At 38.7% G+C, this 24,053-nt stretch carries 24 protein-coding genes and 1 tRNA gene; 11 read left to right on the forward strand and 14 right to left on the reverse strand.

The features are described from left to right. Positions 1-50 precede the first annotated feature (50 nt). From QZ265_RS03300 to hisF, 5 genes are all read right to left on the reverse strand, one after another. A complete protein-coding gene (locus QZ265_RS03300) occupies positions 51-653 on the reverse strand; it encodes a phosphatidylglycerophosphatase A (RefSeq protein ID WP_296403386.1) in 603 nt (200 codons plus the stop codon). Positions 654-785: 132 nt separating this feature from the next. Continuing rightward, positions 786-1,832, reverse strand: coding sequence for a thiamine-phosphate kinase (gene thiL, locus QZ265_RS03305; RefSeq protein WP_296403388.1), 1,047 nt, complete (start codon positions 1,830-1,832; stop codon positions 786-788). Between the two features lie 162 nt (positions 1,833-1,994). Then, entirely contained in the window at positions 1,995-2,756 is a 762-nt protein-coding gene (nusB, locus tag QZ265_RS03310; RefSeq protein ID WP_296403390.1) for a transcription antitermination factor NusB, read from the reverse strand. A gap of 171 nt (positions 2,757-2,927) precedes the next feature. Further along, positions 2,928-3,452, reverse strand: coding sequence for a 6,7-dimethyl-8-ribityllumazine synthase (ribE, locus tag QZ265_RS03315; RefSeq protein ID WP_296403392.1), 525 nt, complete (start codon positions 3,450-3,452; stop codon positions 2,928-2,930). Between the two features lie 174 nt (positions 3,453-3,626). Further along, positions 3,627-4,397, reverse strand: coding sequence for an imidazole glycerol phosphate synthase subunit HisF (gene hisF, locus QZ265_RS03320; protein WP_296403393.1), 771 nt, complete (start codon positions 4,395-4,397; stop codon positions 3,627-3,629). 463 nt (positions 4,398-4,860) lie between these two features. Here hisF and QZ265_RS03325 point away from each other — a divergent pair, with 463 nt between their 5' ends. The 3 genes from QZ265_RS03325 (at position 4,861) to QZ265_RS03335 (ending at position 7,402) form a co-directional block, all read left to right on the forward strand. Continuing rightward, positions 4,861-6,102 (forward strand): homoserine kinase, encoded by a 1,242-nt coding sequence (locus QZ265_RS03325; RefSeq protein ID WP_296403395.1) that lies wholly within the window; start codon positions 4,861-4,863, stop codon positions 6,100-6,102. A gap of 108 nt (positions 6,103-6,210) precedes the next feature. Next, positions 6,211-6,471, forward strand: a complete 261-nt coding sequence (locus tag QZ265_RS03330) for a hypothetical protein (protein WP_296403397.1) — start codon at positions 6,211-6,213, stop codon at positions 6,469-6,471. A gap of 16 nt (positions 6,472-6,487) precedes the next feature. Further along, positions 6,488-7,402: a class II glutamine amidotransferase gene (locus tag QZ265_RS03335; protein WP_296403398.1), complete on the forward strand. Its 915-nt coding sequence runs from the start codon at positions 6,488-6,490 to the stop codon at positions 7,400-7,402. 118 nt (positions 7,403-7,520) lie between these two features. Here the strand turns inward: QZ265_RS03335 and QZ265_RS03340 are convergent, their stop codons facing one another. Further along, entirely contained in the window at positions 7,521-8,096 is a 576-nt protein-coding gene (locus tag QZ265_RS03340) for a YchJ family protein (protein WP_296403400.1), read from the reverse strand. A gap of 228 nt (positions 8,097-8,324) precedes the next feature. On the opposite strand from QZ265_RS03340, the gene QZ265_RS03345 reads away from it, so the two are divergent. Continuing rightward, complete coding sequence (locus tag QZ265_RS03345; RefSeq protein WP_296403402.1) at positions 8,325-10,430, forward strand: neutral/alkaline non-lysosomal ceramidase N-terminal domain-containing protein; 2,106 nt, start codon at positions 8,325-8,327, stop codon at positions 10,428-10,430. 135 nt (positions 10,431-10,565) lie between these two features. Here QZ265_RS03345 and QZ265_RS03350 read toward each other — a convergent pair whose 3' ends face one another. The 3 genes from QZ265_RS03350 to QZ265_RS03360 form a co-directional block, all read right to left on the reverse strand. Beyond that, a complete protein-coding gene (locus tag QZ265_RS03350; protein ID WP_296403403.1) occupies positions 10,566-10,949 on the reverse strand; it encodes a DUF2147 domain-containing protein in 384 nt (127 codons plus the stop codon). A gap of 255 nt (positions 10,950-11,204) precedes the next feature. Then, positions 11,205-11,549, reverse strand: a complete 345-nt coding sequence (locus QZ265_RS03355; protein WP_296403405.1) for a hypothetical protein — start codon at positions 11,547-11,549, stop codon at positions 11,205-11,207. 248 nt (positions 11,550-11,797) lie between these two features. After that, positions 11,798-12,655, reverse strand: coding sequence for a DNA/RNA non-specific endonuclease (locus QZ265_RS03360; protein ID WP_296403407.1), 858 nt, complete (start codon positions 12,653-12,655; stop codon positions 11,798-11,800). A gap of 387 nt (positions 12,656-13,042) precedes the next feature. On the opposite strand from QZ265_RS03360, the gene QZ265_RS03365 reads away from it, so the two are divergent. Together QZ265_RS03365 and QZ265_RS03370 are read left to right on the forward strand one after the other, a co-directional pair. After that, a tRNA-Ser gene (locus QZ265_RS03365) sits at positions 13,043-13,133 on the forward strand. A gap of 239 nt (positions 13,134-13,372) precedes the next feature. Then, a complete protein-coding gene (locus QZ265_RS03370) occupies positions 13,373-14,719 on the forward strand; it encodes an iron-containing alcohol dehydrogenase (protein WP_296403409.1) in 1,347 nt (448 codons plus the stop codon). Positions 14,720-14,838: 119 nt separating this feature from the next. Here QZ265_RS03370 and QZ265_RS03375 read toward each other — a convergent pair whose 3' ends face one another. After that, positions 14,839-15,747 (reverse strand): LysR family transcriptional regulator, encoded by a 909-nt coding sequence (locus tag QZ265_RS03375; RefSeq protein WP_296403412.1) that lies wholly within the window; start codon positions 15,745-15,747, stop codon positions 14,839-14,841. A gap of 344 nt (positions 15,748-16,091) precedes the next feature. Here QZ265_RS03375 and QZ265_RS03380 point away from each other — a divergent pair, with 344 nt between their 5' ends. Next, a complete protein-coding gene (locus QZ265_RS03380) occupies positions 16,092-16,496 on the forward strand; it encodes a DoxX family protein (RefSeq protein ID WP_296403414.1) in 405 nt (134 codons plus the stop codon). Between the two features lie 149 nt (positions 16,497-16,645). Here QZ265_RS03380 and QZ265_RS03385 read toward each other — a convergent pair whose 3' ends face one another. After that, a complete protein-coding gene (locus tag QZ265_RS03385) occupies positions 16,646-16,972 on the reverse strand; it encodes a GNAT family N-acetyltransferase (RefSeq protein WP_296403416.1) in 327 nt (108 codons plus the stop codon). A gap of 224 nt (positions 16,973-17,196) precedes the next feature. Here QZ265_RS03385 and QZ265_RS03390 point away from each other — a divergent pair, with 224 nt between their 5' ends. The 3 genes from QZ265_RS03390 (at position 17,197) to QZ265_RS03400 (ending at position 20,006) form a co-directional block, all read left to right on the forward strand. Further along, on the forward strand, positions 17,197-17,904 hold the full coding sequence (locus QZ265_RS03390) for a pirin family protein (RefSeq protein ID WP_296403417.1): 708 nt from the start codon (positions 17,197-17,199) through the stop codon (positions 17,902-17,904). A 329-nt stretch (positions 17,905-18,233) separates the two neighbouring features. Continuing rightward, the gene (locus QZ265_RS03395; protein WP_296403418.1) at positions 18,234-19,166 is read left to right on the forward strand and encodes a pirin-like C-terminal cupin domain-containing protein; all 933 of its coding nucleotides are present in this window, start codon (positions 18,234-18,236) and stop codon (positions 19,164-19,166) included. 228 nt (positions 19,167-19,394) lie between these two features. Further along, complete coding sequence (locus tag QZ265_RS03400) at positions 19,395-20,006, forward strand: nitroreductase family protein (protein WP_296403420.1); 612 nt, start codon at positions 19,395-19,397, stop codon at positions 20,004-20,006. A gap of 261 nt (positions 20,007-20,267) precedes the next feature. Here QZ265_RS03400 and QZ265_RS03405 read toward each other — a convergent pair whose 3' ends face one another. The 3 genes from QZ265_RS03405 to QZ265_RS03415 all read right to left on the reverse strand — a co-directional run bounded on the left by QZ265_RS03405 (position 20,268) and on the right by QZ265_RS03415 (position 23,257). Next, a complete protein-coding gene (locus QZ265_RS03405; protein ID WP_296403422.1) occupies positions 20,268-21,080 on the reverse strand; it encodes an SDR family oxidoreductase in 813 nt (270 codons plus the stop codon). Further along, on the reverse strand, positions 21,059-22,171 hold the full coding sequence (locus QZ265_RS03410; protein ID WP_296403424.1) for a hypothetical protein: 1,113 nt from the start codon (positions 22,169-22,171) through the stop codon (positions 21,059-21,061). Before QZ265_RS03410 ends, QZ265_RS03405 begins: the two co-directional genes overlap by 22 nt. A 372-nt stretch (positions 22,172-22,543) precedes the next feature. After that, on the reverse strand, positions 22,544-23,257 hold the full coding sequence (locus QZ265_RS03415; RefSeq protein WP_296403426.1) for an RluA family pseudouridine synthase: 714 nt from the start codon (positions 23,255-23,257) through the stop codon (positions 22,544-22,546). 263 nt (positions 23,258-23,520) lie between these two features. On the opposite strand from QZ265_RS03415, the gene trxA reads away from it, so the two are divergent. Further along, positions 23,521-23,847: a thioredoxin gene (trxA, locus tag QZ265_RS03420; protein WP_296403428.1), complete on the forward strand. Its 327-nt coding sequence runs from the start codon at positions 23,521-23,523 to the stop codon at positions 23,845-23,847. The last annotated feature ends 206 nt before the right edge of the window (positions 23,848-24,053 follow it).

Raw genomic sequence — 24,053 nt, forward strand, 5'->3', positions numbered from 1 at the left:
TTATGAATGTTATGGAAAGTTGGTATTATAATATATTTCTGTTCGATTACTTATGCACTATAAATGTTAGGATAAAATGACAAAATACTGGCAACAATCATAACCCAAGCTACCATTGACATAATACCAGCCAAAATGTCATCTAACATGATGCCTAAACCACCGCGTACCTTTGAATCTGCCCATCTAATAGGATTAGGCTTAGCAATATCAAAAAATCTAAACAAGATAAATGACAAAATGATTGCTAACCAATAGTAGCCAAGGGTCAGATACTGCGGGACATAGGTTAAAATAAAAGACAGCGGTAAAAGACTAATCCACATCCCTGCCCACTCATCCCAAACAATATGCGGGTCATCATGTACTTGCATCAGTATTGAGGTTCTATCACATATCCAAATACCTATAATGCTTGCTAGCATGGTTATCATAAAAAAAGCTAGAAAATCCAATTGTAATAAAGGTATAGCAATTATAAGCCCACCCAAAGTGCCCCAAGTCCCTGGTGCACGTTTTGGCAATCCACTGCCCAGCCCGATACCCAACCAATACACCACTTTATCTAACAAACTCGCCCCTATGGGTAAGGGCGGGCAAGTATTGGCCTTACTAATATCTGGCTTGTGATTCATATTAGAATCTACTGACATAATGACATCCTAGTAATCATTTAGCTAGGTTATAGCTCTCTATCTATCTATCTATCTATTTATCTATCCATACTTACTTACATATAGGTCAACTAAGTACACTTTAACGTTCATCGGTTTATCATCTTTAACTCAATCAACAAAGTGTTGATAGCCCTTTAAGTTGGGAAAGTCATCAAAAGGAAATGGATCTTGTGTAGTAACAGCAGATCCCTGATAAGACAGATGAACTGAAAAAGACTGTCCCTCATCAGGGGTTATATGGCTTAACTCAATAACTTCCCCTATATAAGTTACCTCAGTAGACATGGATGATAAAAACTCCTGAGATAAACTCACATTAGCAGGTACGGTAAATATTAATTCATAGTCATCACCGCCTGTCAGCTGGCAACGTAATCTTTCAGCCAAATCAACAGTTTTTAATGGTTGACTGGTTGGTAGCTTCTCTAAGTCTAAGCGTACCGCCACTTTACTTTGTTGACAAATATGACCTAAGTCCTGTACCAAACCATCAGACACATCCATCATTGCAGTTGCTATCTTATTATTGGCCAATTTTTGACCGAGTGTTATGCGCGGCGTTGGCATGTGTAGACGATTGGCCAATTGTACACCAACCTCAGTGTCTGGATGATACAACGCATAACTGGCATCGCCTATAGTGCCAGAGACGTAGACCTTATCGCCTACTTTGGCACCGTTACGATAGATAGGGTCGGTATCGATAGGCATTACACCATTGGCAGTGATGCTAAGCACTAATTTATCATTGCGCGTGGTATCACCGCCAATAAGCCTGACCCCAAACTGAGTGCAAGCATGAAACAGACCTTTAGCAAACTGCTCTAACCAAAACTCATTAGCCAAACGCTGTGGTAAGGCCAGTGCTAACAAGATACTGTGTGGCTTAGCCCCCATAGCAGCTAGGTCAGAGATATTCACTGCCACCGCTTTATATCCAATGGCAAAGGCCAGTTCAGAAACTTGTTGCCAATCTTCACTAAAATGACGGCCTTGAATTAGCGTATCGACACAGGTTACCCATTTAGTAGGTGAGGTAATGTCTATCACCGCAGCATCATCACCTACATCTTTTACAATAGTGGTAGATTGTGACTCCGAACGCTGCGAATGTTGCGCTTTAAAATAACGGTAAATAAGCTCAAATTCAGTCATCACGCTTCATCCTAAAGGTGGAAATGGCTATGCTCTATCAGGGCTATGCTCTATAGGTTGTCAGTAACTTATAATACAATGCTTAACAAGCAAAGGGCTATCTATCAAAGTTAATAGATAGCCCATCTTAAAGCTCAACCATCAGTTCGAATATGGATTCAACTATTCTTTTGGTTTAAGGCTAATTCTTGGTTTTGGTTGACGAGGTTTTTGTGCTTCTTCTTGTGATACTTCAACCGTTTCATTATTTTCTGTTGCAGACTCTTTAGCGCTAAGCTCTTTAACCGCCATTTCTTCTTCAACTTGCTCTCTTTTTTGCTGATCGGCTTTTTGTTGTTGTTTTTTCTGCTTATAGCCAGTACCGCTGTCTGCTTCTACTTCGACAGAACGTAGCTCTACAGCTAGCTTATCCATTACTGCATTAATCAGTTTATGGGCATCTGTGGCACCAAAATGGGTATTAAGTTTCATCGCTTCATCAAGCACAACTTTATATGGAATGTGCAAGCTATGTTTTAACTCGTAAGCCCCAATTAACAGTACCGCATGCTCTACCATATCGATTTGGCTAATCTGACGATCTAAATGCTGAGTAATTAATGCCTCTAAATCGTCTATTTGCTCAGGAATTTCACGCATCATAGTGTGATAATAACCCAGATGTACGGTATGCATAGCATTGTTAGCACGAGTGCGCGCCGCAATATCGTGGGGAGGATTGGCTTTCCAATCCCCCTTGCCGGTTTGTTCGAAGCGATGATCCGTCATCAACCATTCGTACAGCCCTTGTAACGCAAAACGACGTGCCTTACGAACGGCACTATGGCTAGTTTTATAGGTAGTTTCATTAATATCAAACTGGTCATTTAATTGTTGCCCAGTTAGTTGGTTGTCTTCAGTTTTTGCCGGATTTTGATTGCTCATGTATATAAATACCTATCATCAAAGAGCGAGCTTTGACATTACTATGGGTTATAAACTAAAAATATATTATGATTGAAGCTGCCGTGATCTTGGTCACAGCAACTATTGGTTTAAACATTATAAAGGCTTTGCAGTTACGCGAATAACGAACTGTAAGCCTTGATTTAATGACTAGTCTGCATCTAACTCATCATAATCAACATCTAGCTGGGACAATACAGCAATCATCTCAAGAGCCACCATAGCAGCTTCCGCGCCTTTATTGCCCGCTTTAGTGCCTGAACGCTCAATAGCTTGTTCAATGGTATCTGTAGTTAAGATACCGTTGATAACAGGAATGTTATAATCCATAGAAACGCTGGCTAGACCACTGGCTGAACTATTAGCTACCACATCAAAATGTGGGGTGCTACCACGGATCACTGCCCCTAATGCGACAACAGCATCAAAACGATCTGATTCTGCAGCACGCTGCGCAGTCAATGGCAATTCAAACGCACCGGGCACTCGAATCACACTGATATTTTCGCCTGATACACCATGACGTAATAAAGCATCAATGGCACCGTCTACTAGGGATTCTACTACAAACGCATTGAAACGACCCACTACGATGCCGATTCGAGCGTCTTGATTTTGGTATAAATTACCTTCAATATGAGTAATGGCTTCTCGTTGTTTTCGTAAATCTTGCATGACCACATCCTAATCTTAATGATGAAATAAAATCACCGCTATGATAACATTTTTTAAAGGCGGTTTTAGCACCAATCATTGTTAATAATTGCGTTAATAGTCAAAAAACTAAAACAGCCTTTCAGCAGTAATCCTAAACAATCCTATAACTATTTACCGCTTTATCGAAAATGCTTATAAGCGCATTTCGATGCCTTGGTTTGCCATAAATTGCTTAGCTTCGGCAATGCTATACTCACCAAAATGGAAAATGCTGGCAGCAAGAACCGCATCAGCGCCCCCTTCTATGACGCCATCGGCTAAATGTTGTAAATTGCCTACTCCACCTGACGCAATGACGGGAATATTTACGCTACTGGTAATCGCTTTCATTAGTTGTAAATCATAGCCTTTTTTTGTGCCATCTCCATCCATTGAAGTCACCAATAACTCGCCGGCACCCAATTGTGCCATTTTAGCTGCCCAAGCCACTGCATCAATACCTGTTGGCTTACGACCCCCGTGGGTAAAGATCTCCCATCTTGGTTGACCATCAACATCTTCAACACGCTTAGCATCAATAGCCACCACTATACACTGACTGCCAAACTTAGCCGCCGCTTCTCCGACAAACTCTGGGGTAAATACCGCTGCTGAATTGATAGCTACTTTATCAGCGCCTGCATTAAGCAAATTGCGAATGTCTTCAATTTTACGTACACCGCCGCCCACAGTTAAAGGCACAAAAACTGTTTCGGCAATACGCTCCACCATCTCATAGGTGGTATCACGTCCATGATGAGTCGCCGTAATATCCAAAAAAGTAATTTCATCGGCGCCTTGTTCGTTGTAGCGACGAGCCACTTCTACCGGATCCCCAGCATCTTTAATATCTACAAATTGCACCCCTTTTACCACTCGTCCATTGTCTACGTCCAAACAGGGAATTATTCGCTTTGCTAACATTCTGTTGATCCTTTTTTTGCTACCGATTCGATATTATTGGTTATAAGGTTGTAAGGTTGTAAGGTTATAAGGTTATAAGCTTGTAAGGTTGTAAGGTTGTAAGGTTATAAGCTTGCTCAAGTCGTTTAAACTTTTGCATTTTAGCAAAATTAACCTTTTATATTGTGCTAATGTTAAACGTAATCTTATTCGCTTAATAGCAAATTCGCCGTTGTTCCCACAGTATCTAACATTTGTATCTAACATTTGTATCTTATAGTTGTATCTTGTATTTGCTAACACCTTTAGTTCTATTGTCCACTGCTCAAGTTTTATAGATGCCTCTTGTCAGCTTTTAAGTATAATGAGAGTATAGTTAATCTACTCTATAGTCCTAATTCCTATTAATTTTTGACTGTTTATAGTGTTAATCTTTAATCTTACGCCTGTTTCATTTTTAACCCTAACTTATTAAGAGAGCCACATGTCTGTTTATACTCACCTTTCAGATGACCAATTCGCCGATTTTTGTCAAATGTTTGGCGTTTCTTTTGTAAAGGCAATCCCCATTACTCAAGGCATCAAAAATTCTAATTGGTTTATCCAGACCAAAGAGGATGAAGAAGGCAGTTACTCTTATGTATTCACTTTATTTGAAGAACGCCCCCCTGAAGACATTGCTAAAATGGCCACTATTTTAAACCGTCTAAAAGACACGCTGCCCGTTGCCGCCCCCCTGCCTAAAGTGGACGCTATGACTGAAGGTTCTTCCCCCTATGTAATTAATTATGATAACAAAGCCATTACTTTAGTGCCTTGTCTATCAGGCGAACATCCAAAACAAATTTCGCCAGCTATGTGCCATAGTATGGGCCAAGCTTTAGCCACTTTACATAATGTGCTTCAAAGCTTAATCCCTGCCGAAGATTACGGCGTGCCTTTATACCCCTGGGACAAGGTCCGTGATCGTGAAATTCAATTTATGCCAGCAGATGAAGCAAAACTAATGGCTGATATTTGGCATGGGTACGAGCAATTACCTCTCGATATATTGCCAAAAGGGTTGTGCCATTTGGACTTGTTTGCTGATAATACCTTGTGGGATTTACAGAATAGCAATGAGGAATTAACCGGCTTACTCGATTTTACCGAGGTCAGTGTGGAACATTATGTAATGGATATTGCCATTACTATTAATGACTTTTGTACCACTTGGGGAGATGCCAATGACGGGGAATCGGTCAATTTCAATACTGAAAAAATGCAGTCCTTTTTAAGAGGTTACCAAAGTAAACGTACTTTGACTAAAGCTGAGCAACAAGCGCTCCCTACTATGCTAGCCATGGCAGCAACGACGTTCTGGTTACTGAGACTAAATGTCATTTATTATAATCGTGAGCAAGGCCGTACCGGTGATAGTATTATGGTGAAAAATCCGGATTTAATGAAGCGCTTGGCAGCTTATCATTGGGCAGAAGTAGAAAAGCTACTTCATAATCAGCAAATTGTATATGTCTTAGAGCACGCTCGCTATAAGGATAACAATATCAACAATCATATTGAAAATTACAAACTTATAGGGGTTTTTGCTACTAAAGATGAGGCGCAAGAAATCATTGAACAATTGATGACTAAACCCGGGTTTCAAGACTATCCAAATGGGTTTAACATTGACGCTTATCCCATTGGACAAATTAACTGGTCATCAGGATTTGGTGATGCCTAATAAGGCTTAATAATACTTAACCATGCCTAACAATGTTTCACGTGAAACATGCCGTATTCGAGAACGGATGTTAAATAACCCGTAAAGTCATTAACCTAAGGAAATGCTATGAGCAATCAAGTTGATGAATGGTATAAGCTAGCCAGCTACGACACAAATCTACAAGCTGAACTTCACGCAAATCTACTTAATAACAATGACATAAAAGTGTCGTTACAAGCTTTAAGCGCCATACCGGGTATGAATTCTGGAGCCGTTCTTTGGGTTCAACAACAAGACTTTGCTCAAGCGAAACGAATCTTAGACAATATAGATGTCAGTCAAGGGACGGACCTAGCTTCTGATGAAATAGATATTAATAATAAATAGAGGCGGTAACGTATAGATGTGTCAATTATTAGGTATGAATGCCAACACGCCAACAGATATTGGCTTTAGTTTTACCGGATTTCATAATCGTGGTGGCAATACAGATCATCATAGCGATGGTTTTGGCATTGCTTTTTTTGAGCCTAGTGCTTGTGAGACCTCAGATAAAACTGCTGCTCAAAATCGAGGTAGAGGACTTAGGGTTTTTCATGATGATAAACCAAGTTTCCGCTCCCCCGTTGCCGAGTTGATTAAAAATTATCCGATTAAAGCGTTAAATGTAGTGGCCCATATTCGTAAAGCCACGCAAGGCACTAATTGTCTAGCTAACACTCATCCCTTTGTCCGTGAAGTTTGGGGCGAACAATGGGTGTTTGCTCATAATGGACAGATGAACGAGGGATTTATAAAACGTTGTCAACGCTTACAAGACAATGGCAACAGTGAGTATTGCCGTCCGGTAGGTAGCACAGATTCAGAAACAGCTTTTTGTTATTTGATCAATCGTTTGAAATCAACTTATAAGCTGCGTCCCTCAGACCAAGAGTTGTTTAAGTTTCTTACTTCTCAATGTCGCTATTTAGCTGCTAACGGCTTATTTAATTGTTTATTATCTAACGGAGATTGGCAGCTGGCTTATGCTAACTCGTTGCTATTTTATTTAACCCGTAAAGCGCCCTTTGGGGAGGCTAAACTTGCCGATGATGATTTGTCTATAAACTTTGGTGACGTTACCACTGACAAAGATAAGGTTACTATTATCGTTACAGTACCTTTGACAGAAAACGAAGCATGGCAACAACTGGCGGTGAATGAATGCTTGGTATTTCGTGAAGGCGATATTGAGTTTAGAGACACGCCAAGTTTACGCAAATATTTGACCATTGAAGAGGGAATCGCTATTGCTAAAGAAGTTGGCGCAAGTATGTAATAACTGTTTAGTTTGCTCTACATTGAGCAGATACAAGGTTAATTCAGACGATACGTTAAAGCAGATAAACTTTTAAAGCACATTAAAGTTAAAGCACATAAAAGGAAGGTCAAATAAGTTAAACAAACTGACCACAGCAGCGTTTGAACTTCTCTCCTGAACCACATATACAGGGTTGTTTTTGACTTAGGTTGAGCGCAGTAGTGGGGTCTAAAAAATACCAATGGTGCTGACTACTTTGCTCTGTTGACCAAAGCTTTCGATCCTTAACAGCCACAAAAGTAGACACTTCATGATGAGCAGACAATCGTGGACTGCCAAATTGTTGGTCATGATAGTAAGCTTTAAATTCAACTTGAGCATGGCGCTTGCTGACTTTTGGATTATGATAAACGATCGTTAGTCCTGACCAGTGGGTTTGCTCTGCCCATTCTATAATGGCTTGTTTGTCCAAATACGCTTGTTGGGCGGGCAATGTGGTTTTTAAAATATAATCAGGCAATACCTTCACAAAGGCTGCATAACGAGAACGCATCAACGCCTCACTAGTGTCAGCAACCTTGCTACCTAGATGTAAAGGCTGACAACACTCACTATAGCTAAAAGCACCCTTGTCACTATTGATGCTTTTGGAGGACAGTGCAGCATTAGGGTTAATCCGACAAGGACAAATATCCGATTCATTTGAGAGCATTGTATTTACCTAATGATTGTATTTATCAAATACTAATTACCAAACAGTCAGTACGTCATAAATCTAAGTTAAATCGTAACCTTAATAAAGCTGACCATACTGCTCTGAGGGCTTTAACAAGGGCAATGTATACCTTTACTATCAGCTATGCCATAGTTAAATTAAACCCTACATGCTGCCCCTAAGCAAATTGTTATGGCCTCATTCTAGCTATGGTGGACTTTTTATATGTTACTTACCTCACTTTGTACCGCTACTTTAGCCTTGAATTCAGTGGCTTGTCATAATGTCTCTGCTCTCAAAGAAATGCCTACATCACAAGCAGTTAGCTCTGCTAAATCCACAGAATCAAACTATTTAGTAGGCGTGGGTAAAGCAGATATTACAGGACCGGCAGCAGAAACGGGTATGTTTGGCTATGCTGCCAAGCAAATGGTGACCGGTCTTAATGACAGACTTTACTCGCGCGCTTTTATAATTGCCGAAGTCGATAACCCTGAGTCCAAGCGAGTTGTCTATGTCTCAACAGATTTGGGAGCCATGTTCACTTCAGTAAAGCTTGAGGTGATCAAAAGATTACATACAGAATATGGAGCCCTGTATAGAGAAGACAATGTAATGCTAACGGCGACCCATACCCATGTGGGTAATGGCGGCTTTTCTCATCAAAAATTATATCAAATTGCAAGCCAAGATGACACGCTAGCAGGCTATAGCCAACAAACCTTTGAAGCCATAGTTGACGGGATTGTGCGTTCAATTAAGCAGGCACACAACAGTTTGACGCCGGGCAAATTAAGCCTAGCCCAAGGCAAATTGGTACAAGCCACCCGCAACCGCTCTTTGCCTGCTTATTACGCCAATCCAGATGCCAAAGACTCTGACAGCACTGTCAATGAAGTTATGACTCAATTACGCCTTAATAAAGCAGATGATAGCCCATTGGGGCTTATTAATTGGTTTGCGATACACCCGACTAGCTTTAGCAATAAATTTACTCATTTAAGCGCGGATAATAAAGGTTATGCACAATTAGGAATAGAAGCCAAAGTTAAGCAAGAAAATAACTCTAATTTTGTGGCCGCTTTTGCCAACACAGATGAAGGTGATGTAGTGGCAAGTGGCGGTAATGCCTATTCAGCGCCTGGCTTTGAAGGTAGTAGAAATGAATGGCAAAATGTAATTCGTGACGGTTCGCTGCAATTAAATAAGGCTATTGATTTATGGGATAAAGGTCAACCTGTCACAGGTTCTATAGATACTCGAGCGCGTTGGGTAGATTTACAAGGTTATGAGGTTGAAGCGCAATACACTCAAGGGGCAGGACCACAAAAACTTTGTGCCCCTGCCCGTGGCTACTCTTTTGCGGCAGGTGCTGAGAATGGACCTTCTAATATTACCGGTATTTATGAGGGAATGACTCGAGATAGCTTGCGTTTGACTGACAGCTTGAACAAAGTGGATACTTCTGTGTTAGGGACGGCGACTCGAAGTGCGTTTGGTATAGTATCTACTGGTAATCAAGATAAGTGTCAAGCCGAAAAGCCGGTATTGCTGCCTACCGGTTCTTGGGGCTGGGTGAATAATGAGCAGCCGGTGCAACTAATGCGTATCGGCAACCTTGCCCTCATCGCTATACCTGGAGAACCAACCACTATGGTGGGTCGACATTTGCGTCAAGCAGTTAGTAACCAATTAGCCCCTACAGGCGTGAACACTTTAGTTATCGCCGGTTTAGCTAACAATTACAGCGGATATATAACTACCCGAGCGGAATATGCCAAGCAGCATTATGAAGGGGCTTCAACTGAATTTGGACCTTATCAGGCCAATGCGTATCTGCAACAATATGTCCAATTAGCTCAAGCAATGCGTGAAGGTAAACCTATACGTAATGAGATAGCCCCGCCTGACAGATCACATAAAAGCTTTGCTGAACGACCAGGTGTATCCTTTGATGATAAGCCGGTTAACCAGCAGTGGGGAGAAGTACTACAGCAGCCTAATCCAAGCTATAGCAAAGGCAATACAGTAAGTGTTGTTTTTAGAGGGGCGCATCCTAAGAACAATCTTAGAACCGAGGATAGCTTTCTAATAGTACAACAGCTAAATCATGGTAGCTGGATCGACTATAAAAAGGACAGCGACTTCGATACCACCTATAGCTGGCAACGTGAAAAACTGGCTTATAGCAAAATTACTATAGATTGGCGTATAGGGCAAGATACTGCCCCGGGCACCTATCGTATTGTACATCAAGGTGATTGGAAAAATGGCTGGGATGGCAGCATCACACCATACACTGGGGAATCAAATAGCTTCCAAGTACGTTAGATAAGCAAACAAAGAGCGGTAAGATAAATAGTAAACTAATAATTTGTGCATTAAAAAAGCCAGATAAAATATCTGGCTTTATTACTTACTAGTTTAATTGGTATAAAATAATATTAAGTCAATTAACGACCTAAATTATTTCTTTTTCCATACTTGACTGCGTGAGAATGGACCTAAATGACCTTTCAAATTTAAGTCACTACCGTTTAACTCAGCAGTTAGACGATAAGTCTTGTTATTTTGTGGATCAGTAATTTTACCACCACTATATTTACCACCACCGTCAGCTTTAAGACCTGCCATAATCGTACGACCGACAAACTTTTGACCTTCTGGACGTGACGTAGAGATGATTTTGCCAGTTAAAACACCACCTGATTCAGTGATTTTAACAATGGCTTTTGGCTCGCCGTTGTCGTAAGTTTGCCATGTGGTATTGGCTAGTGGATCTGCTGCCATAGCAATTGTGGCAATACCTAGAGCTGAAAGTGCTAGAATTGATTGATTGAATAACTTCATATTACGATTCCTTTCGAAAATTGTTAAAAGTTAGTTTTAATAGCAACATAATTGACTTAAAAATCAAATCTGAAACGATTAGTTACTAATTCTGACTTGTTGGTTGAGGTATATTAGACACAGTTTTTACACTGGTCAAGATATTTTTTATTTATTTAACTACCTAAAAAGGTATGGTTTATTATAACGCTTTAAAAATAAAAAAAAAGTTTTAAATCAATAAATTATTACCACTTTATTTTTAAAAGGTAATAATTATGAAAACGGATTCTCTACTTCCTTGCTAGATTGATTCTGTTCTCTCAATAATCCTTGTTTACTCGTAGTTTCGATAAACTCATCGGCTTGTTTGGCCTCTTCAAGTTTTACAACCATAAGGTCAAACAGTTTTTTTAACTTCAAAGCCTTATCTAACCCCTGCTGATTCTTACTAATTTCTATATCGCCATATACGATAATCTTATCGGTCTGGTTTTCAAAGGTAAGATCGCCTATTTGCAAACTTTGATGGTCATTATCATACGGTATAAAACTAAAGTCTTGAAAATCTGAGTTTTCCTTTGGCACATCTGGCACAACATTTTCAGTATAATCGCTCATATCATATGACTCCTTCGCGTTTTTATTAACAGTCAGTTTAACCTATTCAGAGGCTTATTCTAATAACCAGTTTAGTTTATAAATGTATATTAGATATTAAGAACATTGCGATGTTTAAAAGACAGCTATTCAAAAGTTATCTCACAATCTATATCTACTAGGATTAAAAGCTATCCTTGTAAACATTGTTCGTTTAAGCATTGTTCGTTTAAGCATTGTTTATTTAAAACCTATTGGTTGATAAAGGTTTATTTAGAAAGGAAAGTATTCACTAGCCACCGTAAAATCTCTATTAATATTGAGTACCATAAGGGCTCATCACTAGTTTGATTTTTCGGTGTATTTTTTTCTGGTATATCACCAACATTTGAAGACAAAGCCATGGCTTTAGATTTAGCTTTTGAATTAATAGTAGGAAACACATCAATGTTGGTACGCAAAGCTAACTCGTCAACACTAATAATCTCAACACGTTTAGTATCATCATTGGGGGCATAATACACGCCAGCTTCACCAGTTTTAGGGATATAAATGGCTTTAAACATATGGGTTGGTATTAGCACCCGATTATTTAATTGGGTCAGCTTATTGCCTTTAAATGTCACGCCAGTAATGACATAGATTTCACCATATTTTTTGGTTAAATAGCGGGTTACTGATTCTATGTTGCGCCACAGGTAGCGGTTATTTTCTGGAGCTTGAGGGACTATATTGGCCAGACTAAAGCTGTCATATTGTTGATTAATATTTGCCATATCCGCATTAGGCGCTAAGTGACCACGATCATAGCCTGTCCCTTTGTAATCGGAGAGTTGGGCCTGCATATTGCTCGGCAAACGACTTTCACTATGAAAGCTGTCTTCTCGCGGAATGGTATCCGCTTGATCTAACCTATTGCGAGTCAAATGCTCCGCTGACCATAAGGGGGTTCTAGATAACCCTGAATATAAAGTTGCAAATCCATTAAAGCATAAGGGTACGCTTTTATTAAGCATCTTTTCATCTAAATAATCCGGCGCTTTGGCTTTATAAAAGTTTTGCCCACAATCCTTAAAATCGGATGCCCATGTGGCGCTAGTAAAAACCACTGTTAAGCACACTGCCATTAATTTTAAAAAAACTTGAATCGTATTGAGAAATTTGAGATTTAATGCTGCGCTATATTGTGTTATTTGGCTAAGTAACCTTAATACTGTGAAATTAGACCATACTTTTATTCGTTGTTGACTGCTATTATTTACCACTTTTATCGCCTTTAATTAACTCTAGTATTTGCACTTTAGATATCTCATAACCCACTTAAGCGAATATCTATAAAAGTTAGCTATGCTATCAACGGTCATATCTACTGTAAAGCATTTAAAATCGATAAACGGCAACTGATGACGTCAATAACTTGTATTAATAATAAATAGCACACTGACGACTAGTAAATTAAATCCACTAAAGATGACAAGTGGATAACCTTTAGGTATACTATACGGCTTCAAAACGGTGAAGTGGCTGAGTGGTCGAAAGCGCACGCCTGGAAAGTGTGTATACGTTAATAGCGTATCGAGGGTTCGAATCCCTCCTTCACCGCCAATCTTATTTTTATCTCTGTGCTCATTTCTCTTCCTATCTAGTTGATATAGTGGCAAAATAGTTGCTGGCAGTATGTAACCTCTTGGTTTTTACAACAGGTTTAGCCTTTTGCTGCGTTAAAGTTAGAGCTTATAGTCATAGCCTTTTGTCTATCCTTAAGTCTCTTAATGCTTGCAACCTATTTACTATATCTATACTGTTACTAATCTTAATCTAGCAATATTAAAAAGGATTTTTTTATGCCAGTTAATTTTCTCGGTACTATGCGCTTTACTATGCCCATTACTATGCCCATTACTATACCAGTCACTAAGGCAGTTGCCACTTTTCAATCTCTTACGCCCACCAAATTCAACCATGCCAGCTATTTAGCTGTCGCTAAAACTCGTGCCAAAGCTTTACATGCTTTTGCGTTGGTTGTTCCTATTCCTAGACCTCAACTATTCATTGGTGAACAGTCTTGTTTTGAGCTGTGCGATATGATGATTAATGAAGGGGCGACCAAAATCTTAATCGTGACCGACGCTGTGCTTAACAAACTAGGTATTCCTAATAAAGTCACAGATTATCTACAGCAAAAAGGCATAGGTTTTCATCTTTATGATGGCATTACCCCTGACCCTACTTTTAGTGTAGTAGAGGAAGGTATTAAGCAGTCTGTTGATAATAACTGCGATGCTATCTTGGCTTTGGGCGGCGGATCGGTGATTGATGCGTCAAAAATTATTGCCATAAGTCAGGCGACCAAACGCAAACCAAAAAAATTAATGGGACTACTTAAAGCGTCAAAAATTATGCCGCTTTATTGTATTCCAACCACAGCAGGTACTGGCTCTGAGGCCACATTAGGTGCAGTGGTTTCGGATGATAAAACTCACCAAAAATCTTTATCTATTGACCCAAGAATGGTGCCGTTAGCTGCTGCCATTGATCCAGTTATCATGAAAGGTATGCCACCGCACATTACCGCTGATACAGGTATTGATGTTCTAACCCATGCGCTAGAGGCTTGGATGAGCGTTAATGCCACCAGTGAAACCGATTATTACGCAGCTTCTGCTACTCGTACCGTATTCCAGTATTTACCTGTGGCCTATAAAGATGGCGAAAACTTAAAAGCTCGTCAAGAAATGGGTATTGCTGCCCACTATGGTGGTATTTCTTTTAACAAAGCTGGTTTGGGATATGTGCACGCTATAGCTCATCAGTTAGGGGCTTTTTATGGTATTCCTCATGGTCGCGCTAATGCCATTGTTCTACCACATATCTTGGATGCCAACCGTGACGTATGTCAGCACAGATTGGCAACTTTAGCCAAGAAGGCTGGCGTGTTACAAAGCGCACAAACTAAAGCAGATGACGGTAATTTAGCAGATCATTTAATCGCGCAAGTAATATCTTTAATAGAAGAGACGAATATTGATCGTTCTGTAAAAGGCATCAATGAAGCGGACTTCAAAAAAATTGCCAAAGCAGCGGCAATTGAAGTAAGAGATACTTACTCAGTACCAAAATACTTTACTCAAGCTGAGATTATAGAAATATTACATGATATCAAAGACATAAATGACTCGTTAATCAAATAGCTACTGAAACATTTGGTTTTATAAATCTAGTAATAACATCAATAATATGAATAGCCTATTGATTTGTCGATAGGCTATTTTTTTATTGCATCTCATAAAATATGGCTTTAGCAACAGTATTAAATATTATCCCAGTATGGCTCATCCCCAATTTGCTCAATAATATAATCTATCAATAGTCGGCAGCGCTGGGATAAAAATCTATTTTTTGGATAAACTGCATACGCATTTAAGGTAGGAAACTGATAGTCTTGCATAATCGGAATCAGCTCACCTTTTGCCAAACTTTGATAAGCGATAAAGGTTGGAGTAAAGGCAATGCCATGGCCTTTTATCGCCATATCAAGGATGAAATTACCGTTATTGGCTTTAATGCGCGAGGTGGTATCAACCCTATGCCGTTGACCTGAAGGGTCTATAACCTCTAACTCGCCTTGTTTACCTTTTAATCCATATTGTAAAAAGGAATGGTGTTTTAGCGCTTCTATACTGTCTGGCGTGCCAGCTTGTTTAAGGTATTCAGGACTGGCACAAAGTATACGCCGAATCACAGTTAATCGCTTGGCTTGATAGGACGAATCTTTAAGCTCGCCAATACGGATCGCCATCTCATAGCCTTCCTCTACTAAGTCAATATGCCTATCAGAGAAGTCGAGTTCAAAGCTTAACTTGGGATGTTGTAGTGCAAAGTTATGAATGATTTCATCTAAGTGCATTAGTCCAAAAGATAAAGGCGCAGTCAAGCGCATTGTGCCATTTATGTAAGACGTCACGCCACTAATTTGTTCATTTAACAAATCCACTTCACTAACAATACTACAGGCTTCATGATAATATTTTTGACCCGCTTCTGTTAGTGTTGAGTTACGGGTAGTACGACTGATTAACTGGCTGTTTAATCGTGTTTCCAACTCCTTTAAGCGGCGGCTTACTGCAGACTTAGCAATATTCAGTTGGTCTGCAGCCTTGGTAATACTGCCTGCATCTACCACTCTAACAAACATTGCCATATCTTCTAACTGTCCCATACTCCCTCCCTAATGTCGTTATAAGCATCCTATTGTCTTTATAAAAAGCTTACTTGATTTATAAAAAGCTTACTTGATTTATAAAAAGCTTACTTGATTTATAAAACCTTCGCTTTATTAATCCATACCGCCTCACTGTAATAAATCTTTAGTTTATTTAAGTTACTATTTGTCCGTTATATTGTGGAACTAGATTTTTTAGTTTATCTTATCCCAATCTAATTGTTCTAATAATTAGAACTTTTATTTGCAATTATTAGTGTTTATCAAGTTAATTTCAACAATTATAATAGCTTCATTAATTAGCAAGCGTAAACAAAATCAACTCAAATAAAGGATATACCATGAACTCATCAATATATAACATTAGCGCGCTATTGGGTCGTCTTCTATTAGTATCTATCTTTATCTACTCAGGCATTGGCAAAATTACAGGTTATGCAGCCACTCAAGGCTATATGGAATCTGTGGGAGTACCTGGGGTTATGTTACCTTTAGTTATTATCTTAGAAGTATTAGGTGGCTTAGCTGTTTTATTTGGCTTTAAAGCACGTCTTGCAGCTTTCTTATTGGCAGGATTTAGCATTCTATCAGCGCTTATCTTCCATGCTGACTTTGGCGATCAAAACCAAGCTATTAACTTTATGAAAAACTTAGCTATGGCTGGTGGTTTTTTAATGATTGTGGCACATGGTCCAGGCGCCTATTCAGTTGATGATCGTAACCATACTGACACCACTCGTCTATAGTACAATTGATATTATCAATGCACTACTTATAGGCTACGAAAATCAGACTAGGAAACTTAAGCTGGTAAACTTAGACTGGGAGATTTGAATCTCCCAGTCTATTAAGATTGAGTAACGCGAATATCTCTTAAAGCATTATTAAGGTCATACTAAGGCGTCGCATTATGGAAAACTGAGTTATCTTGATACTCAGGATGCTTATCAATATAAGCTTTCACGAAGGGACAAATAGGTTTAACGCGTAGATTTTTAGCGGCTGCATCGTCTAATAAAGACTTCACAAAATAGCCAGCAATACCTCGACCCCCTAACTCCTTAGGCACTTCAGTATGCAAATAGGCAATACCTGGTTCTCCGCTACTGGTAGTAAAATATTCGTAGTCTTCAAAAGCCACATAACCATCCACATGTAGTTCAAATCGACTTGCTTCTTTGTTATCAATAATTTCGTAATTAAGTTGCTCATTACTGTTCATAGTTGTCATTCCTTATTGTATGTGAACCCAAGTATTGTATGTAAACTTGAGATGTTTTACCGATTAAATCTTAAAGTAGATTATGTCTTTATTAATGATGAATAATCAACGATTATCTGTTCTAATTCAATGAATAATAAAAATTGTTATGTATTGATATTAAATTATTATAGTGTTTTATTAAGTTATTTTTGTTTAACTTGATATTAAAATAAGGATAATTTATGAAAACCATATATCATGCAGCTAATAAACGTGGAGGCTCTCATCACGGTTGGCTAAAAAGTAAACACACCTTTAGTTTTGCAGATTATTATGACCCACAGAGAGTTGGATTTGGGGCATTGAGAGTAATCAATGACGATCATGTTGACGGCGCAATGGGCTTTGGCGATCATTCACATGCTAACATGGAAATCATTAGTATTCCTCTGTCTGGAAGGCTGCAACACGCGGATAGTCTGGGTAACCATGGCATTATAAAAAGTGGTGAAATTCAGGTTATGTCGGCAGGAACTGGCGTTGTTCATTCTGAAATGAATGGTGACGAGGTTGAGCCAGTTAAGTTTTTACAAATTTGGGTAATGCCAAATAAGTTAGACGTTACACCGCGCTATCAACAAGTTAGTTTAGTGGATTTATTACACTGTAATCAGTTTAATCAAGTACTTTCTCCCAATCCTGATGATGAAGGAGTATGGATACATCAGAATGCTTGGTTCAGTGTGGGTGAGTTTGATAAAGGGGTGACTTGTACTTATTCTATTAAGTCACCTTTAAATGGCGCCTATGTGTTTATTATTTCAGGTACAGTAGTCATTAATGGCAATACCTTGTCTCCAAGAGATGGACTCGCTATTTCTGAAACCAAAAACTTTACCATGGACGTGATTGAGAATGCGCAAGTCTTAGTAATGGATGTGCCTTTATAATCTTTTTAAAGTTTATGGTTTCACTCTTTTAACACCGTGTCGACAAATGTTTACGTAGGGGTCTACTTTTCTCAATACAGATAAGCTAATGTATTGATAAATTTATCGGAGAAGCGCTAGATCTTATTTTATAATATCATGGAGCTAATGATATAAGGTGATAGACCTTTTTATTATGATTCCTTGTTATTAACTTTCTTGTTATTAATCTTCTCATTATTAATTTAATGGTTGTGGATTTACTGCTGATATTATCCATTATGGTAGCTAGCCTTATATTAGCCAGCTTCTTTATTTCAATTGATAACTATAACTCTAAAAGGTACTTTATGAAAACGACAACCCTAGATCCTAGATTAGCCGATGTTGGCGGTATTCCTATCGCTCGCTTGTTACCCAATAAAGGAAAAGAGCCTATTGGTGCTTGGTGCTTTATGGACCACGCTGGACCTGCTGAATTTGACGAAGGCGAGGAAGGTATGCAAGTGGGCAGACATCCTCATATCAACTTACAAACCTTTAGTTGGATGATTGATGGCGAAGTGCTTCATAAAGACAGCATTGGTAATGAGCAAGTGATTACTAAAAACCAAGTTAACGTCATGACCGCTGGTACTGGCAATGATCAAGGCATCAGTCATACTGAACAAAGTGTATTTCCCAATACCGGTGGCTCCAAAGATGCTTGGCACGGAATGAACATGGTTCAGTTATGGATTGCTCTACCGCTGGATCAAAAAATTGAACGTAACTTTCATCATTACCCTGAGTTACCAAGTTGGAACGATGACAAAGCTGAATATGTATTGACCACAGGCGACTACACGACGCCAGAAGGACGAAGCTATAAAGCCCCTACCATTCAATACAGTAAGCTTATAGGTTTAGATGTGCACTTCCTTAAAGACGCTGAAGTGGCATTGTCCTTAGAGCCAGGCATGGACTATGGCATATTAATGGTAGTTGACGGCATCGAATATCAAGGTGAAAAATTTGAGCAAAATCAACTGATTCGCTTTGATGATATTACTCAGAAAACCACCATAACTGTTAAAGGAAAACAAGGCACTCGCATTATGCTATTAGGCGGAGAGCCTTTAAATCAGAAAGTATTATTATGGTGGAACTTTGTTTCCGACAATAAAGAAGACATCGAGCAGGCCATTACCGATTGGAATAATCACCATCCACGTTTTGGCAATGTCGACTCAGAACTAAGAAGATTGGAAGCCCCTGCGTTACCAGAAGGCTTTAAGAGTTAATTGTGTAATATTTATTCACCTTTAGAAGTAACTATTAAATAAATTTTACAAAAACAATATGGCAGTTTTGGCTTTATATTTTATAATTAGCATGAGTCAATTAATAAAAGTTATAGCCAAAGCAAAGACTTAACCGTAAGAGTCATACTCATAATAAAACCAATAGTTACCTTAACTAAATTAAAGTTAAATTTTTTTATCAACCAGTAATAATAACGGAGAACAACAATGTCAGACCTACAAACTTTTCAAAAATTAGCAGAAACACGTCGTTCAATTTATGCCTTAAACGACCAAATTCCTGTAGATAAACAACAAGTAGTTAGCCTAGTTGAGCATGCTATTTTACATACGCCTTCAGCTTTTAACTCTCAGTCAACTCGTCTAGTAGTATTATTTGGTGAAGACCATAAAAAACTATGGCAAATTACTGAAGATGCTCTACGTAAAATCGTAAATGATGATGAAAAATTTAAAAGCACTGCAGAGAAATTAGAAGGCTTCAAAGCCGGTGCAGGTACTGTATTATTTTATGAAGATCAAGCGGTTGTTAAATATCTACAAGAAAACTTTGATCTTTATGCGGATCGTTTCCCAACTTGGTCTGAACATACCAATGCGATGCATCAATATGTAATTTGGACAGCATTGGCTAGCTTAAACATTGGTGCGAACTTACAACATTACAACCCAGTAATCGATGAAGAAGTAGCTCAAACTTGGAATATCGATCCTGATTGGAAACTTGTAGCACAGATGGTATTTGGTGGTATCGCACAACCTGCTGGTGATAAAGAATTTATGGCCATTGAAAAACGTTTAAAAGTTCATGGTAAATAAGCAATAGCTTTAGATTAGTCATTAAATGAGATTAGTCACTTAATAATTAGTAACCTTTGAACTGGCTTTAGATTGTTTAATATTAAAAACTGATCGATTATAAAGTCAAAAAATAAGCAGCCTCAAGATTTGAGGCTGCTTTTTTATGCTCTAAAGTTATTATATTTAGCATTAAGCAATACGATAATGATATAAAGCAAGAAAGCCATGTATTTACTAAGACTTGATTTACTAAGACTTGATTTACTAAGACTGAATTCACTAAGACTTAGTCTGACGCTTTAGACCTTGCTTTCGAAAAATATCAATAAATCGGCCTGTGGTCTGCGGAAAGAGGTTAGCAAATTTAGACACCACGCCTCGGCTTTGTGGTAAGACTACCTCCATTGGACGCTTAGTTAATATAGGTCCTACTATGGTTTCGACCACTTCTTCAACAGTTAAGGTGCGCTGACCTGAAAAAGTTAAAGCCGCTTGCGGTTTGTCTTTTTGTTGATCTAGCATGGGAGTCTGCACTGCATCAGGACATAAAGTGGTGACAGCAATACCATATTCAGCTAACTCCATAGCTACTGCTAAAGAATAAGAGCGAACCGCATATTTACTGGCGCTATATAATGACAGTCCTGGCACAGGCGATAGAGCGGCAATAGATGCCACATTAATTATATGGCCTTTACCTTGGTCTCTCATGGTTTCGATAACGCTCTGGGTGCCATAAATAGTGCCTTTGACATTGACATCAAAGTGGAAGTCAACATCATAGGGAATCACAATATCTGTCACCCAATTGTCTTTTAATACCCCTGCCACATTGCATAAAACGTCAATGCTTTCCCATTGTGCCACTACCTTATTAACTATATATTGCCACTGGTCCACATAACGTACGTCAAGGGGTTGCAATAATAAACTACCTCCTTCTGTAACTTTTTTATGATTCGCATAATTTGTTTGTAGCGCTTCATAGTCTACATCACAGGCACAGACTCGATTACCTGTTTGTAATAACTTTTGGCATAAAGCTAAACCAATACCTGAAGCAGCACCGGTTACGATAAAAGTTTGCGCCACAGGCCACCTCTCTTATTTTGAGCTTTGGATTTACTATTAGCAGTAAATGTTCCAAACTCAAGTTCACCCATGCGTATAGTAGGTGCAGTACCTGGGAATAAGAAATAGCCGGCTGACTCAGAGGAGAGCGCCATATTATAGAATCGCTCATCTTTAGGATAAGGTCCTGCTATCGTTTTTTCTTGAATCATGGATAGATATTGATCTACCCCAAACTCAAGAGTATTGCCATTCATTACGACCTCAGATTTGGTCAGTTCTGCATATCGAGCCAACCCTTTAATTGAAGAATGTTGTGGGGCATAAGCGTCCATGCTAACGCCATTTTCTGAGGTTACCAGTAAACCTTGATCAGTATGGGCGACAATAGAATGATTGCCTTCGGTATGTCCCTTGGTATGCAATAAAGCAACTGAACCATCCCCTAAAAACACATCACCATCCAGTAACTCAACCCTACTCTCTTCCACCCCTTCAATACCATGAGGGCAATACCATTGATTTTGCCAAGGTAATAAAGCCTGTGCACTCTCCCACTCTTCTCTCATAACGAGCAATTTAGCATTAGGAAAAATAGCAGACTGACCTTGACCACCAAGCCAACGGGTAATATTTTGAGTATGCAAATGATCATAGGTGAGGTAATCCACATCTTCTGGCTCTAACCCCAAACTTTTTAAGGCGCCCAACACAGTATTACTGGCTTTAACAAGCAACATCTCTACCGGTTTGGACAACATTCCAACATCTTCGATCATCTGATTAAAATAAGGCGTCTCTTTTTGGTATTCCCAATCAGAAGGACTAACCAAAAGTGTCTTTAAGCCCTCTTCACTATCAAACTGGATAACAAACAGCTTATTACAGATATGAAGATAAGGAGTGGGTAGGTCAAAGGCATTAAGATAGCCGTACTTGGTAGGGTAAGGGATGCGAATCAACTCAAAAGTTTTATAAAACCTTACTTTGGGGTTGGCGAGCATGGTTTTGCGAAAGTCTGCTGCTGCCGCACGGACATCTTCTACTCGATCTAACGGCTTTGCGGCGTCACGTGAATTTTTGAAATGAGAAATAGAGTGAATGATACTCATAATACAATCCTTGTATAGCCAAACTTGTTATTTACGACCTATGGGTTATTCGCTTTATTATGATATGCTTTATAGCAGTGAATGAACCGAATAACGCCTTTATTTATTAAATTTCTGTCTCAATTCAGTATTTATTTAACTGGCTGAATCTGTCTAAGTGAATCTCTCTAACTGAATTTAGTTAACAATGATATTACGCTTATATTTTTAAATTTCCATTTAATGGTTTTACCATACTACTAAATATCGTTAAATAAAAGTATTTTATATGGCTGGCAACTCTCAGTGAGTTAAGTTGGCTCGACTAAGGCTTTAAATTTATTATGTTAATGATTAAAACTATCTGAATAAGTATCTCAACGAATAATTGATTTAAAACGGTACGTAACTTTCCCAAGCCATCCATGTATTCATGGTCGGATGCTTCAAACGTAGCTTATGAGCATGTAAGTTTAATCTTGAGGACATGCCTAGTGCCTCTTCTTGAGCATAGATAGGATCGCCAATGATCACATGACCTAAGTGCACCATATGTACCCGTAATTGATGGCTACGTCCCGTTACCGGATATAATGCCACACGAGTCACAGGCTTGCCATTACAGACCTCATGACGTAGCACCTCGAAGTGCGTTAGCGCATGCTTCTTCCACTGAGGATCAGCAACATGCTTTGGTTTAATACTGGGCTCATAGCGAACTGGAATATTAATCTCTCCCTTTTCGCCTGGTTTGGCTAAAGTACCATTTACAATGGCTTGGTACTCTTTTTGAGGGATTCGTTCAATAAATTGTTTGCTAATATGGCTCTGTGCCAGTTTATTTTTGCCGAATATCATCAATCCTGAAGTATCCATATCAAGACGATGGATAAGTTTAATCTCAGGGTTAGCTCGCTCCAATCTAGACAACAAGCTGACTTTTAAATCTTTACCATCAATACTAAGCAATCCTGTTGGTTTGTCCACCAGCAAAATGTCTTCATCCTCATAGACGGTCACTTGATTTTTAAAATCTCTAAAAAATTGATCGTCATATTGAGTTTCAGCATGATTAAGTCGGTTAACAGTCTCTATTGATATTGCCATAATGGGTCGCAATTTGTATAAAATAGTATGAATTTATAAATCGGCTTGAATTGCCAAAGCAATTGTTATTAACTAACTGAAGCACTAACGAAAATTAGGCGCTTAGTATATCATCAATCTAACTGATACCAATCATTAACCATATTTAACGGGCGAAAGACAAAAGTTGATGCAATAAATGGTAATATAACGTCATTAATTTTTAATTAGTCAATATTTAGTAATAGCTAATTCATCTTCAATATTAATAATAGGAATAAAAAATGTCGGATTTAATCGTTAATGCGAGCGATACCAGCTTTGATCAAGATGTTGTTAACTCAGAGTCAGTAGTATTGGTAGATTTTTGGGCGGCTTGGTGTGGTCCTTGTAAAGCTATTGCACCCATCCTTGAAGAAATCGCTGATGACTATAAAGGCAAAGTTCAAGTAGTTAAAGTTGATGTAGATGAAAACCCTGAAACTGCTAGCCGTTTTGGTATCCGTAGTATTCCTACATTGATGGTATTTAAAGGCGGTGAAAAAGTAGACACTGTAATGGGTTTACAGCCTAAATCAGATCTCGCTGCTTTACTAGATAAGCATCTTTAATTCAAGTTATTGTTTTTACTACTGTCCGCTTTAATAACAGTTTCTTTAATAACTGATACTTTATAAATTGTTAGCTTTTATTGAAATCTAGTACGTATTATAAAGTTTGAAAGCGATTGCCAATAGCAGTCGCTTTTTTTAATACCCTTATATTCAACGATGAAGTGCAACGTTTAGAAATGATGAGAAGAAGAGTAAGATGTGCT

The sequence above is a fragment of the Psychrobacter sp. genome, assembly GCF_018260395.1.
Lineage (GTDB): Bacteria > Pseudomonadota > Gammaproteobacteria > Pseudomonadales > Moraxellaceae > Psychrobacter.